Below are 14,035 nucleotides of genomic sequence, written 5' to 3'. Positions count from 1 at the left end.
AAAGAACATTGACTGCAACCCAATCCAAACTCCATCTTCTCGATGTGACTTTGCGCGATGGCAGCCATTCGATGAAACACGCTTTTACAGAGGAACAGGTTCGCGCGGTAGCTCGTGGCCTTGATAAAGCGGGCGTTGAGTTTTTTGAAGTCTCACATGGCGATGGCCTGGGCGGATCCTCCCTTCAGTACGGATTGTCCGCTGTAGATGAGATGGAATTGATTGCCGCGGCAGCGGAAGAATGCAAGCAGGCGAAAATATCCGTTCTTCTGCTGCCTGGCATCGGCATTCAAGAAAATCTGGAAGAAGCGGTCCAAGCGGGTGCAAAGATGGTTCGCGTCGCTACGCATGTCACGGAAGCGGACGTGGCAAAGCAACACATCGAGCTAGGTCGTAAGCTGGGGCTGAAAACGGTTGGCTTCTTGATGATGGCGCACATGGCTCCAGTCGAAAAGCTAGTCGAACAGGCGAAGTTATTTGAAAGCTACGGAGCCGAAATCGTCTATGCCACAGATTCAGCCGGAGCGCTGCTTCCCCATGAAACCAGAGAGCGGATATCTGCCCTGCGCCAACATTTGTCTTGCGAGATCGGCTTCCACGGACATAATAACCTTTCCCTTGCGATGGCGAATACGCTGGCCGCAATCGAAGCAGGCGCGACCTATATCGACGGAAGCCTCCGTTGTCTGGGAGCGGGCAGCGGCAACACCCAGACGGAAGTCATGGTCGCTGTGCTTGACCGTTTGGGCTATCGAACGGACATTGCCCTTTATCCGATCATGGATGTGGCCAATCAAGTGGTGGCCAAGTTCATGCCGCGCCCACAAGAGATTACGGGTGGGAGTTTAATCATGGGCTATTCCGGGGTATACTCCAGCTTTCTCTTGCATACGCAGGCCGCCGCAGAAAAATTCAATGTGGATGAACGTGACATCTTGATTGAATTGGGTAGGCGCCAGGCGGTTGGGGGTCAGGAGGACTTGATTGTGGAAGTGGCCTCCATGCTTGCAAAAAACAGATGAATCGAATTGAAAGAAAGGGGGAGCATTCGTTGGGAGAAACAGAACTGATCGAGAAAATCGCGTCGATCCTGTTCAAAGCGGAACGGGAAGCCTTCGAAGTGGATAGGATGGTCGACCGCTACCCTGAATTGACTTCAGACTTGGCGTATCGAATCCAGAATCGTGTGGTCGAGCTGAGGAGCCAAGCGGAAAACAGCAGGATCTCAGGCCGCAAGCTGGGACTCACCAGTGTTGCCAAACAGCAAATGATGGGTGTCGATGAACCGCTGTACGGCGTTCTGCTGGATCGTATGCTATTGCCGGAGGAATCGCCGATTTCACTCAAGCCGTTTATCCATCCCAAGATCGAACCGGAGCTTGCCTTTGTTTTCAAACGGGAAATAAAAGGTCCCGCCGCCTCGGTTGCCGAGGTGCTCGACGCAACCGCCTATGTCATGCCTGCCTTGGAGATCATTGATAGCCGTTATCTCAATTTCTCCTTTACGCTGTTGGACGTCATTGCGGATAATGCCTCCTCAGCCGGGTATATTTTAGGCGGACCCTGCTACAAACCGGAACGCTTGGACCTGCGTCTGATAGGCATGGTTTTCAAGAAAAACGGACGCATCCTCTCAACAAGCACAGGCGCAGCCGTCATGGGGCACCCCGCTAGAGCAATTGCGTGGATGGCCAACAAACTGGCTGAAACTGGACAGTCGATTCGACCGGGCGAGGTGGTCTTGAGCGGTGCGCTATGCGAAGCTACATCGATAGCCCCCGGGGACGAGATTACCGTGAGTCTCGACGGACTTGGAAACGCTTCGGCTGTTTTCACCGACTAAGAAGGAGGAGTGAGACGATGCCGTTCATTCAAATCAATTTGTTGGCAGGAAGATCGCCTGAAAAGAAAGAGAAGCTGATCCACGAAGTCCCCCATACGGTGGCAAACGTCCTGGAAGCGCCTATTGAAAGCGTCAGGGTGATGGTGAATGAAATGCAGCCGGAGCATTGGGGGATTGCCGGAGAATCGGTGAAGAAGCGCCAATCCAAATAAGGAGGGACCATTCATGGCAGAAGTCCTCTCGAGGGTACGGGAGATCAAGCTCTTCATCGATGGACACTATAGAGCCTCGAGCGAAAACAAGACGTTTGAAGTGTACAACCCAGCGACGCAGGAGCTAATCGCCAATGTGCATGAAGCCACCAAAGAGGATGTGGATCGCGCGTGCCAGGCAGCTCGCCGTGCATTTGAAGAAGGCCCGTGGCGGACGATGACAGTGAAAGAGCGTTGCGCAAAGGTACGCAGGATGGCTGAAATCATCATGGAGCGCAGAGAAGAGTTGGCGCGCCTGGAGGCATTGGACGTCGGGAAGCCCTTTTCGGTCGCCTACGAGTTTGAAATTCCGCGAGCTGCACACAATCTATCTTTTTTTGCGGATTTTATCGAGCATCATCCGAGTGAAATGTATCCGATGGAAGAGGAATTCTTGAACTACACGCGGTATGAACCCGTAGGCGTAGCCGCGTTGATCACCCCATGGAATTTGCCGTTCATGCTGACGACGTGGAAGCTCGGCCCTTGCCTGGCTACGGGAAATACAGCCGTGATCAAGCCAGCGGAGCCTACGCCGTTGACCGTCTCGCTCCTCGGTGAAATTGCCAAGGAAGCAGGGATCCCGGATGGCGTAGTCAATGTCGTTCAAGGGTTTGGACCAAATTCGACGGGTGAGTTCATGACGACCCATCCGGAAGTGGATCTCATCTCATTTACAGGGGAGACGTCCACAGGTAAGGCCATCATGAAAAATGGCGCTGACACGTTGAAGCGGGTCTCCTTTGAACTGGGAGGAAAGGCAGCGAACATTGTGTTCGAAGACGCCGATTTGGACAAAGCCATCCCTACATCGATACGGGCGGCATTTCTGAATTCCGGTCAAGTATGCCTGGCGGGTTCACGCATTCTCGTCCAGCGCAGCATATTCGATGAGTTTGTGGATCGCTTTGCAGCTGCAGCTCGCCAATTGAAGGTGGGCGATCCGCAAGATTCCAGTACGAACATGGGGCCGCTCGTCAGTAAAGAGCATTATGAAAAGGTAACCAGCTACTTGCAGATCGCGGAATCAGAACATTCCACACTGATTTGCGGAGGGAAACGACCAGAACTTACTGAATATTTAAAAGATGGTTATTATTTAGAACCAACTGTTTTTGTTCAGGAAGATCCTCATGCACGCATTTGCCAAGAGGAAATCTTTGGCCCGATTGTAACGCTGATCCCATTTGATACAGAGGAGGAAGCGCTGCAAATCGCCAACTCCACCCAATATGGCCTGAATGGCGTGGTATGGACGGATAATCTGCAGCGAGCGCATCGGGTTGCGAGTAAGGTGCGCGCCGGCACCATCTGGGTTAACTGCTGGTTTGTCCGCGACCTGCGGGTGCCATTCGGAGGGTTCAAAAAGAGTGGGATCGGGCGCGAGGGTGGCCACCACAGCCTGGAGTTTTTTACAGAAGCTAAGACGATTTGCTTGGCTCTGCGTTAATAGGTGAAAAAACGGACGTTTGGATGTTTCAGCGACAGTAGGTTCTCACTCTGAAAAGAGGTGTGAAGGCAGATGGCTCTGGCTAATAAGCAGCTTTTATACGATCATCTCACTGTATCAGACGAAAACGGAACGATTCACATGAATGACGATAGAATGATAGTCATCTCTTCATCAGCATTCGGAACGCTTCGCAAAGACTTGATCGAAAATCTGGGTACGGATAGAATGAAAGGCTTCTTGATCCGGTATGGTTGGGATCTCGGGGTAAAAGATGCGAAAAAGGTCATCGAGATGAATTTGCCAACCGTTGAAGATATCGTCACCATGGGCACGGTCCTGCACATGATCAAAGGACATACAGGCGTCCAAACTGACCTGCTGAACATCGAGTTTTACCAGGATGGTAAGGTGAAATCCATTCACATGGAAGGCGCTTGGGTCAGCTCGTACGAAGCGCACGAACACGTATGCGGCTTTGGCCATACGGAGTCTCCGGTCTGTCATACCTTGATCGGGTACGCCAGCGGCTATTTATCCACCGTGTGCAACCAGAGGGTGATTGTGAAGGAATTGACGTGCGCCGGAATGGGACACACCGAGTGTCGCTACCTGGCGAAATCGCTCGAGCTGTGGGACGGAGAAGTAAATGATATCCTGCGTTACTACGAAGATACTCCCATCGTCATTGAATTAGAAATGACCTATGAGAAGCTGCTGGAGGAGCGAAATACGCTTTCGCGAATATCCAGCATCCATAAAAAACTGACGGAAGAAATACTCAACGGGAACGATCTTCAGTCGATTGCGGATGTGGTCTATGATACTACCGGAATCTCGTTGATTATTGAAGATGTCAATTTTCGCTCCTATGCCTATTCCGGACTGACCCCGGAATGTTTTCAAGAAGTGAACGACGATTTTCAAGACTACATCCAACGATTCAAAAAGCCGGTGCATGAGCCGGAACGGATGGAAAACGAATCGTTTTTGCTGACTAGCAAGATCAATGCGAAATGCCATTTTCGTCTGATCACTCCGATCTTCATCCGAAAAAAAATATCGGGTTACTGTTCATTCGTCTATCAGCATGTGGATGATTATCCGCAGATCGACATCATTACGTTGGAACAGATTGCCTCCGTATGTTCGCTCTATTTATTAAATGAGAAGACTAGCCTGGAAGCAACGGAGCGTATGAAAGGACATTTCTTAGAGCAAATCCTGCAAGAGCAGTTTACTTCCAAAAAAGATATTTTGAAGCGCGGCAGTTATCTCCATTTCAATCTGGACCAGCCTTTTTACATCGTCGCGTTGAAATATCAAAATCTGCAAGGGAACCTCGCGAATGAGATGCTTTTCTACGAAGAATTGATGGAAACAACCTTGCAGTATTTTAAAGACAAGAAAAAGCATGTGTTGATTTGCCACAGGGGCAACAACGTAGTGTTATACGTGCAAACGGAATCGCGTGAAAATGCAAATATCTCATCATTGTGCATCGGTTTTATCGAGTGCTTGAGCCAAATGTTCCATAAGTACACCTTTCAGATCGGTGTCAGTTCAAGAGGGGAAGAAATCGATCGCGCCTCGGACTATTACGATGAGGCGATCATCGCCCTGCGAATGAGCACACCAACCGCCAAAAAAATGGTGCTGTTCGATTCTCTCGGTGTAGTGGGTCTTTTGATTAACAACAAAAATGAGAGCGCTATCAAAAATTTCGCCCAGCAGCAATTAGGTCCCCTCTATGATGCGGATTGCCATAAAAATACGGAATTTATCAAAACCTTATACGTATTCCTGGCGAACGGCGGAAATCTCGAACAAACGGCAAACGACTTAACCCTCTCGCTGAGCGGACTCCGCTATCGCATTCAAAAAATGGAGACGCTTCTGGGTCAGGATTTGCGTAATCCAACAGTGAATTACCAGCTATTCCTCATGCTGCAAGCACTGCTGGTGATCGGCGAAATCGAGATGTGAACGGGTAAACAAAGAGGAGGAAGAAAAATGACGGGACAAAATGAGGTTGCAAAGCTTGGCCACGTGGCTCTTGTCACGCCTGATATCGAGAAGTCCTACTGGTTTTGGCACGATGTCGTAGGCTTGGAAGAGGTAGAGCGGCGCGATGGCCACATCTACATGCGGGCTTGGGGCGAATTCGAGCACCACAGCCTGATCCTGATCCCCGGAGAGCGGGCCAGGGTCGACCATGTCGCATGGAAAGCGCGAAAACCGGAGGACGTGGAGCTCTACGCACGGTATCTCAGGAGTCAGGGAGTAGAGGTTCAAGACGTGGAGGCAGGCGAGGAGGCCGGTCAAGGTCGGGCCATCCGCTTTAAAGTGCCTACGAGTGGCCACCCGTTTGAAATCTACTACGATATGGAGCGGCCCGGCGCACCTGATGAAAAGCGTTCCCGACTCAAAAACCAAGTATATAAGGCATGGTCCAGAGGAATTTCTCCCCGCCGGATCGACCATGTAAACATCACGACTTCGCCCACTCCTGCCCTCACGCAGAACTGGCTGTCGGATCATATGGGCTTTAAGATGCGGGAGTACATCAAGCTCAACAACGGGGATGTGCATGCGGGCTGGATGAGCGTTACCCCGCTGGTGCATGACATCGCCATCATGCACGAAGGCAAGCACGCTGGACCCCGTTTCCATCACGTTGCTTATTTCCTGGACAACGCGCAGGATGTGCTTCGAGCGCTCACCATTCTCCGCGATCATAACATCACACCGGATCTCGGACCAGGTCAGCATGGCATTAGCCAAGCCATCTATACGTACGTGCGCGACCCAGGCAGCGGTCATCGATTGGAATTGTTCAGTGGTGGGTATCTCATATTCGATCCCGACTGGGAGCCTCTCGAGTGGAGGGAAGAGGAACTGGTGGAAGGGCTTTTCTGGTGGGGCGATCGCTGGGCACCAGGCTCAGGGCACGCCATGGACGAAACAACCGAGGCGTAAATCATGAAACGTGATGTAATCGCTTCACGAATCGGTCTCCAACAAACCCGAGGAATTTGCTGGGTCTCACCGTTGTTCAATCGAAACTATGGAAGCGTTAGTCAAGCCCGATACTTATTCAGGGAGGATGAACAATGACACTGAATAAAACGCATGACAATTCCGAGACTGAAGAAAAACCAGACGAGGCAGCTTTGCTAGCCAGTGCAGAAGCGATCGGACGGCTTGCGGAGGAGGAGTCCAAAGAAGCGGACAAAAACGCTCGCTTCTCGGATCGGGTGGCGCAGGCCATTAAAGAGGCACAGATACACAAGCTGCTGCGGCCCAAACGGTACGACGGTCTGTCTGTGACTCCGCGGGTCTTCGAAAAAGTCATTCGCATCGTAGCGAGACACAGTGTGGCAGCCGCCTGGCTCACGTACTTTTACCCCATCCATGAAGCTTGGGTGTCGCATTTGCCCCCTCAGGGTCGCGAGGAGATTTTTGGCCAGGGCGGACTCGTCGCGGACGTGTTCACCCCGATCGGACGGGCGGAGCGGGACGGCAACGGCTATCGGCTCTATGGGCAATGGAAATTTGCCAGCGGTGTTCTGTGGGCGGATTGGATTGGGCTTGGGGCGCTGGTGGAGTTTCCAGACAGCGAGGGACCTGAACCATGCCTGCTGGCCGTACACAAGTCTGATGTCAAAGTGGTGGAGAACTGGGATACCTTGGGACTCCGGGCTACGGGGAGTAATGAGGTCGTGGTGGATGGAGCGTGGGTCCCCCTGCACCGTATCCTGCCCATCGCAAGGGTAGTGAGAACAGGCAAGCCGATCGGCGGTGACGCAGATGAGGATGAGCCGATCTACCGCATGCCCTTCTTCACTTGGTTCCTTGTCGGCTTTCCCGCTATTGCCGTGGGTGGAGCGGACCGCGTGCTTGACATCTTCCGCGAACGCACCGAAAAGCGTATCCGCGTCTACCAGATGGGGGCGAAAGAACGGGATGCACCAAGCAGCCAGCGACTTTTAGCCGAACTGCGAACGCAATTAGACGCAGCTGAAGCTCTCGTCGACCGCTATGTGGGGCAATTGGAATCATGGATGAAGGAAGGGAAAACATTGGTCAGCGAAGAGGAGAGAGAGCGGATGTTCGCATGGCGCGCTCAGACAGCAAAAATGTCGGCGGAAATCGCACCGAGGGCGATGCTTGCCTTGGGAGGAACAGCGTTTTTCAAGGGAGATCCTGTAGAACTTTTCACCAGAGACCTCCTCACGGTAGCCTCTCACACCACCCACATGTACGAGGACGCCTTGGCGGCCTATGGACGGACGATGTTTGGCCAACCAGGTCATCCCATCTGGTAAGGATATGATCGTTGCGCTGGGTCACCCCGGGAATCATGCGAAGGGGGTGGGCAACAACCAATGGCCTACACTCCGAACGAAAGTGAATGAAAAGTTATCTGGAGGGTGAGGAATATGAGTATCGAGAAAGTACAAGTAATAACAGGGGGTAACGAAACTTGCCTGAATCGGGCGGGTTCAGGTGAAGCGATCCTGTTCCTCCACGGTTCGGGTCCGGGCGCGACGGGGCTCTCCAATTGGCAGCATGCCCTGCCTGAGTTTGCGAGCAAGTACCTGACTTTGGCCCCCGATTTTATCGGCTATGGGGGAAGCACCCATTTGGAGACGCCGCCCCAAGGGATGCGGGCATGGATGCGGTTGTGGGTGGATCAAATGGTGAACTTGCTGGACACGCTGGAGATCGAGCGCGCTCACCTCGTCGGAAACTCCTTGGGCGGAGCGGTGGCACTCCAGCTTTTGATGGAAGCGCCAGAGCGCTTTGACAAAGTCGTTCTGATGGGCCCTGCGGGAGCACCGATGCAGCTTCCTCCCGAGCTTGACCGCATTTGGGGTTTTTATGAGGACCCCACAGAAGCTACCATGCGAAATGCGATCCGCTGGTTTTCCTATGACGAGGGCTTCATCGCGGACCGTCTCACCGAGATTTCCCGGATGCGCCTAGAGGCTGCGCTTCGCCCGGACGTGCGACGCAGCTACGAGGCCATGTTCCCAGCCCCTCGCCAGCGCCATTTGGATGAGCTGGTAGTGCCCGAATCGGCTCTCAAACGGATCAACCAGCCTGTGCTCATCGTCCATGGCCGGGACGACAAAATTGTCCCCTATACCACGAGCCTCCATCTGATGGAGCACCTTCCCGATTCGCGACTCTACTTGATGGGTCAATGCAGCCACTGGAGCCAAATCGAGCACAAAGAGGCATTCCACCATCTGCTCTGGAACTTCTTCGGAGGTGTTCTATGAAGATGAAGGCCGTTCAAACAGCGGCGTTGAAAGGCTTTTCCATGGGCGAGATCACGTTGCGTCCCTTCGCGGGGGACAATATGATGGTGGTACGCGTGGAGGCTCCAAAAGGAGCGGTTGCACCAGGCCACGCCCATCCCCATGAACAGATTTCCATGATCATCTCGGGCAGCGTTCGCTTCCGGATCGGGAATGAAGAGCGTGTGCTCGGCCCTGGAGAACTCGTCCATATCCCATCCCAGGCAGAGCATGAAGCTGAAATGCTGGAGGACGCTCTCTTCTTGGATATTTTCCAACCGGTTCGGGAGGATTTCCTTAGGAAGGTGGAAGAGGAATGAAAGTTGCCATTTTGACGGGAGCCTCCAGCGGTATAGGCTTCGCGGTGGCGAAACAACTGGCAGAAGAAGGCTACAAGCTCATCGTGGGTAGCCGTCGACCTGAGGAATCGGTCGAGAAGCTGAAGGCACTAGGGGCAACTGTCGTGGGAGTTTCCGGGGATCTGGCAGAGGAACAGACGACTCGTCTCCTCATTGAGGAGGCAGAACGCTTTGGACGCTTGGACGCTCTCTTGCTGAACCACGGTGGGCCACCGATCAAGCCGCTCATGGAGGTGAGCGACGAGGAGTGGGAACGCTACTTCCGGCTCATGGTAACGGGACCGCTTAGACTCTTGCGCCAAGCCGTGCCCCTCCTGCAGAAGAGCGGTGGTGGACGGGTAGTGGCGGTCACCTCCTTTACAGTGAAGAGCCCCTATCCCGGAATCGTTCTATCCAACTCGCTTCGGGCAGCGCTTGTCAATGCGCTCAAAACTGCGGCCTTGGAGCTGGGACGGGACGGGATTCTCATCAACATGGTCGCCCCTGGTTACATCCTGACCGAGCGCATTCGGGAGTGGAACGCCAGCTACGCCTCCCAGGAAGGAGAAAACCCCGAGGAAATCGCACGGCGCACCACCGAGAAGATCCCATTGGGCCGCTATGGGAAACCAGAGGAGATCGCCGAAACCATCGCCTTTTTGTTGACCAAAAACAGCTATGTCAGCGGACAGCAGCTTCTGGTCGATGGGGGATTGGTGGCAGCGAATTGAAAAAAAGCAGCGGTCCGTACCAACCTGGAATCGTGACTTCCGGAAGTTTGGGAGTAGTACAACTATGGAGTCTGATAAAAAAACTGTGGGTTTCTGGAGGCAACTGAAAAAGTCCCTTTGAGTTAGTAAGGTACAGCCCCCTCAAAAAATGAGGCGGTTGTACCTTTTTTCGATATGAACATTTTGCTTAATTCCTTTCTCTTGACACCTCGCTCGCTAATTAAAGAACACATCTCGATGTTGAAAAAACGACAATTCGTCGACTTGTACGTGCTAATCCTTTTCATTATGAAAAACATAAATAAAGGATTTGCTACACAGCAACAGCGAATAACTAACGAAAGCGATTACGTAACTTATTTAAAATAGCGCAATGGGTGATTTTTTCCGTTTGTCCATAGATCAAGTGACAAGTACCGTCAACGCCACTTTTGATCATCATTATTATCTTAATATTCTGTATACTATTCATTTAAAGGAGATGATTCTCATTGAATAACCTGGAAGATAGTTGGCACAAATTTTTCATTTATGGTGAGGAAAACATTGAAGTAAGGCGGCCTGTTATTGATTCTTGGATCAGAAGCAAATTAGCAGGTTTATCCTATGAGAAAAATAGAATCTTACCATTTCTTGAAAAGAGTGAATTACAGGGGAGAAAACAAAAAAACCGGCTGCTTCTTCAAGCCGCTCGGCCTGTGATGGAAGTAACATTTAACCAACTGAAGGGTCGTGGTTATCAAATTGGTCTTGCGGATGCTGATGGTTACATTATGGAAGTTATGGCAGACAAGAAAGCCGTGGCTGCATCAAGTGAAATTGGAATGTCGATCGGAGTCAGGTGGTTAGAAGAGTATATAGGAACGTCAGGTCTAACCATATCCCTCAAAAGCCATATGGCGATGGCAACCTCAGGCGCAGAACATTTCTCCCCGTTTCTGTGGGGCTGGGATTGTGCAGCGGCCCCCATCTTTATTGATAATCATTTTCTAGGGGCTTTTAATATTTGCAGACTAACACTCAGCGAGGGTCTACAGGAGCTTTTAACACTTGCTGTTTCCTGCGCTAATGCTGTGGGTGAGCGAATCAGAATCGAAATGTTGCAAATGACCGAAAGGACCCTAATCGATTTAATGGCATTGTCTCTACCACTCAATACTGCAACAGGCATTCTCGCTTTTGACAAGGAAGGGAGATTAACGTATAAAAACAGAGCAGCCGGCGATTTGCTTAAGTATCCCCACCAGGAAATCAATTTGTTAGGCTTAAACAGCATGACACGTCCACTGTTGAGCCATTTGAGACAAGGAAAATATGGAGAATCAGCACAACTAATTTGCGACGATACCGGAAAAGAATTTATTATTGAGTCAAAAGAGTGCCGAACTGAAGAAGAAGTTACATCTACGATTGTGGTCATCTACCCTAAAGAACAACCCCAAAGCAAATTTGTATCAAACGTCCCCTCCGTAATATTATCGAAATTCCCAACAAAAGAAGATAATTTGAAAAATACATTAATGAAAACAGTTAAAATTGCCAAAAGCGATATGTCTATACTTATCCAGGGAGAAAGCGGTACAGGTAAGGATTATATGGCCCATGCTATACATCTGGAAAGTGCAAGAAGAAACCAGCCATTTGTAGCTATCAATTGTGCAGCACTGCCTCGTGACCTTATCGCCTCGGAATTGTTTGGATACGGCCCCGGTGCCTTTACAGGCGCGAACCGGAATGGTAATCCTGGAAAGATCGAGGCAGCAAACGGAGGAACGCTATTCTTGGATGAGATTGGTGATATGACGTTAGATTTACAGGCTGTATTACTTAGGACTTTGGAAGAGAAACAACTAACCAGAATTGGATCAACCACATCAGTTCCTGTGGATGTCCGATTTATTGCTGCTACCCATAGGAATTTGCAAGAATCGGTCAGAAAAGGGGCATTTCGGGAGGATTTATATTACCGACTCTCTATTTATACTTTACATCTTCCCCCATTACGAGAAAGAAAAATGGACTTCGAACATATAATCATGGATATATCTGAAGGGATTTGCAATAGGATGGGGCGTTCACTCTTTTATCTGACACCTAATGCCATAAAAGTGTTACAAAATCATCGTTGGAAAGGAAACCTTAGAGAGCTTCGTAATATGGTCGAGCGCATGGCCTGTCTTCATGAAGGTGACACGATTGACACTTATCATTTAAGCGAATATATCGATCTGAGCACAGAGGATCAAGAAATACACGAAAAACAACTGATATTATCTGCTTTGGAAAAGACATATGGCAACAGAGCAGAGACGGCTCGCACACTTGGAATTTCACGGGCGTCTTTGTACCGAAAGTTAAACAGTTATGGGATAAAATAAGGACAAAGTGCAGGCTCTCTCAGTTCATTCTGACGGAGCTTGTTTTTGTAATTTTCTGAATAAACTGTCCGGGTGTCTCAAGGGCGAACGCTTAGTGTTACATAATATAGAAAAAATTGGCATGCGAATTATTTCTCAAAGCCTTTCAGTTCCTTATGAGTAGGGTTTTGTTTATTCAAATAGATCACGAACAGTAAATAAATGAGATGGCACAACAATTGCAAAATTCCTTTGGTAAGCATGAAAAGAAAGGAGGAGTATGGAAAAATTAATTGTAAAACGAATCAAAGAAAAATGCCATATCATCATCAACCTCCCATCTTCTGGGGGATTACGGTTCACAAGAGGAAGACAGATGCGTGTTTGGATGGAGGATAACGTTTTTTACAGAATGGGGGAATGAATAATGGCACCGAAAGTGATTCTACAAGTTTATCCTACTATGGGCGATGTCGAGGAAATGAAAAAAAGGAGACCGATCGGACGGGACAGTGAAGCTTACACCAACATGTTGGCAGGTTTAATTGATCTTGTAAAGGCTGCGGACGATCTAGGATATTGGGGCATTACCCATGTTGAGCATCATTTTCATTCCGAAGGCCTTGAGATCTCTCCAGCGCCTCTCCTTTTAAACGCCTACCTTGGGCAATACACAAAACGATTGAATCACGGACAACTTGGAATTGTCGTACCTACACACGATCCTATTCGTCTCGCTGAGGAGACAGCGATAGTTGATCACATGCTACAAGGACGTTTCTTCGTCGGGTTAGCCCGTGGATACCAATCTCGTTGGCAAAATGTTATCGGTCAAAAATTCAATGTAACTTCTACTTCTTCAGACAAGTCACAAGCGGATTTAAACAATCGCACTATTTTCGAAGAGCATTACAAAATCATGAAGAAGGCATGGACTCAGGAGCTGTTAACATACGATGGCCCTACCTACAAGATCCCTAATCCTATTGAAGGAATTCCGAATTGGCCGCCAACGAAAACCACGACTCTTCCATATGGTACGCCAGGTGAAGTCGATGAAGATGGAACGGTACGGGCAATTAGTGTTGTTCCTAGCCCTTACACCAAGCCACATCCTAAGCTTTTCCAAGCATTTGGAGCAAGTGAAAGAACTTTGAAATGGTGTGGGGAAGAAGATATTTGCCCAACTATTTTGTGGGGACCCATGGAAGGAGTAGAGCGGTTGATTCATTCCTACCAGGAAGGGGCTGCCTCGCAAGGACGTACAGTCACATTTGGTGAAAACATAGGCCTCTGCCGTACTTTCCACATCGTAGACAATAAAGAAGAATTATACAATTCAGTTGAAAAGTACGAAGAACCTGTATGGAATGGATGGTACCGCGAATTTGGATTTATGGAGGGAACCAGACTACCCGGTGAAGAGGGACCGGTTCCTAAGCCAGATGAACATTTGGCAGATCGTTTAGTTAATAGCGGCATACTTATTGGCGGTACGGTTGACGATGTAAAACGCCAGGTTGAGGCTGTCCTTAACCGCGTGCCAAACCTTGAGTATTTCGTTTGGCTTTTCCATTGGGGATTAATTCCGCGTGAAGAGGGACTTAAGCAGCTTGAAACGTTTGCAACAAAAGTAATGCCTGAATTTGGTATGGTTTACTCTGGAACGAATTAACGTCTGTCATAAAAGGGGAGAGTGGTAAGTCCAATACTCCCCTCTTCCTAGTCTCAAAACAACTGGTTTTCATGAAAGAGGTGA

The 14,035-nt window shown here is 49.9% G+C and carries 11 protein-coding genes and 1 pseudogene; all 12 read left to right on the top strand.

Going from position 1 to position 14,035, the window contains the following annotated elements; all coding sequences use genetic code 11:
• The first annotated feature begins 8 nt into the window (after positions 1-8).
• The 12 genes and pseudogenes from dmpG (at position 9) to ACLIN2_RS24070 (ending at position 13,951) form a co-directional block, all read left to right on the top strand.
• Positions 9-1,022 (top strand): 4-hydroxy-2-oxovalerate aldolase, encoded by a 1,014-nt coding sequence (dmpG, locus tag ACLIN2_RS24125; RefSeq protein WP_411502378.1) that lies wholly within the window; start codon positions 9-11, stop codon positions 1,020-1,022.
• Between the two features lie 29 nt (positions 1,023-1,051).
• On the top strand, positions 1,052-1,843 hold the full coding sequence (locus ACLIN2_RS24120) for a 2-keto-4-pentenoate hydratase (RefSeq protein WP_411502377.1): 792 nt from the start codon (positions 1,052-1,054) through the stop codon (positions 1,841-1,843).
• A gap of 14 nt (positions 1,844-1,857) precedes the next feature.
• Positions 1,858-2,055: pseudogene (locus ACLIN2_RS24115) on the top strand (2-hydroxymuconate tautomerase); the annotation flags it as partial.
• Between the two features lie 13 nt (positions 2,056-2,068).
• On the top strand, positions 2,069-3,544 hold the full coding sequence (locus ACLIN2_RS24110; RefSeq protein ID WP_400587326.1) for an aldehyde dehydrogenase: 1,476 nt from the start codon (positions 2,069-2,071) through the stop codon (positions 3,542-3,544).
• A 72-nt stretch (positions 3,545-3,616) separates the two neighbouring features.
• Complete coding sequence (locus ACLIN2_RS24105; RefSeq protein WP_411502376.1) at positions 3,617-5,530, top strand: XylR N-terminal domain-containing protein; 1,914 nt, start codon at positions 3,617-3,619, stop codon at positions 5,528-5,530.
• Between the two features lie 27 nt (positions 5,531-5,557).
• Positions 5,558-6,523: a VOC family protein gene (locus ACLIN2_RS24100; RefSeq protein WP_092272560.1), complete on the top strand. Its 966-nt coding sequence runs from the start codon at positions 5,558-5,560 to the stop codon at positions 6,521-6,523.
• A 134-nt stretch (positions 6,524-6,657) separates the two neighbouring features.
• Positions 6,658-7,872 (top strand): acyl-CoA dehydrogenase family protein, encoded by a 1,215-nt coding sequence (locus tag ACLIN2_RS24095; RefSeq protein ID WP_411502375.1) that lies wholly within the window; start codon positions 6,658-6,660, stop codon positions 7,870-7,872.
• Between the two features lie 114 nt (positions 7,873-7,986).
• A complete protein-coding gene (locus tag ACLIN2_RS24090; protein WP_092272555.1) occupies positions 7,987-8,832 on the top strand; it encodes an alpha/beta fold hydrolase in 846 nt (281 codons plus the stop codon).
• Positions 8,829-9,170 carry a cupin domain-containing protein gene (locus ACLIN2_RS24085; protein WP_400587335.1) on the top strand — a complete coding sequence of 114 codons (342 nt, stop codon included), beginning with the start codon at positions 8,829-8,831 and terminating at the stop codon, positions 9,168-9,170. Before ACLIN2_RS24090 ends, ACLIN2_RS24085 begins: the two co-directional genes overlap by 4 nt.
• Positions 9,167-9,919 carry an SDR family oxidoreductase gene (locus ACLIN2_RS24080; RefSeq protein ID WP_400587337.1) on the top strand — a complete coding sequence of 251 codons (753 nt, stop codon included), beginning with the start codon at positions 9,167-9,169 and terminating at the stop codon, positions 9,917-9,919. The genes ACLIN2_RS24085 and ACLIN2_RS24080 overlap by 4 nt, the downstream gene beginning before the upstream one ends.
• A gap of 491 nt (positions 9,920-10,410) precedes the next feature.
• Positions 10,411-12,297, top strand: a complete 1,887-nt coding sequence (locus ACLIN2_RS24075) for a sigma-54-dependent Fis family transcriptional regulator (RefSeq protein WP_411502374.1) — start codon at positions 10,411-10,413, stop codon at positions 12,295-12,297.
• A gap of 406 nt (positions 12,298-12,703) precedes the next feature.
• A complete protein-coding gene (locus ACLIN2_RS24070) occupies positions 12,704-13,951 on the top strand; it encodes an LLM class flavin-dependent oxidoreductase (protein ID WP_411502373.1) in 1,248 nt (415 codons plus the stop codon).
• Positions 13,952-14,035 lie beyond the last annotated feature (84 nt).

It is taken from the genome of Brevibacillus centrosporus (genome assembly GCF_046622605.1).
GTDB lineage: Bacteria > Bacillota > Bacilli > Brevibacillales > Brevibacillaceae > Brevibacillus > Brevibacillus centrosporus.
This window is presented reverse-complemented; position numbering and strand designations above follow the sequence as displayed.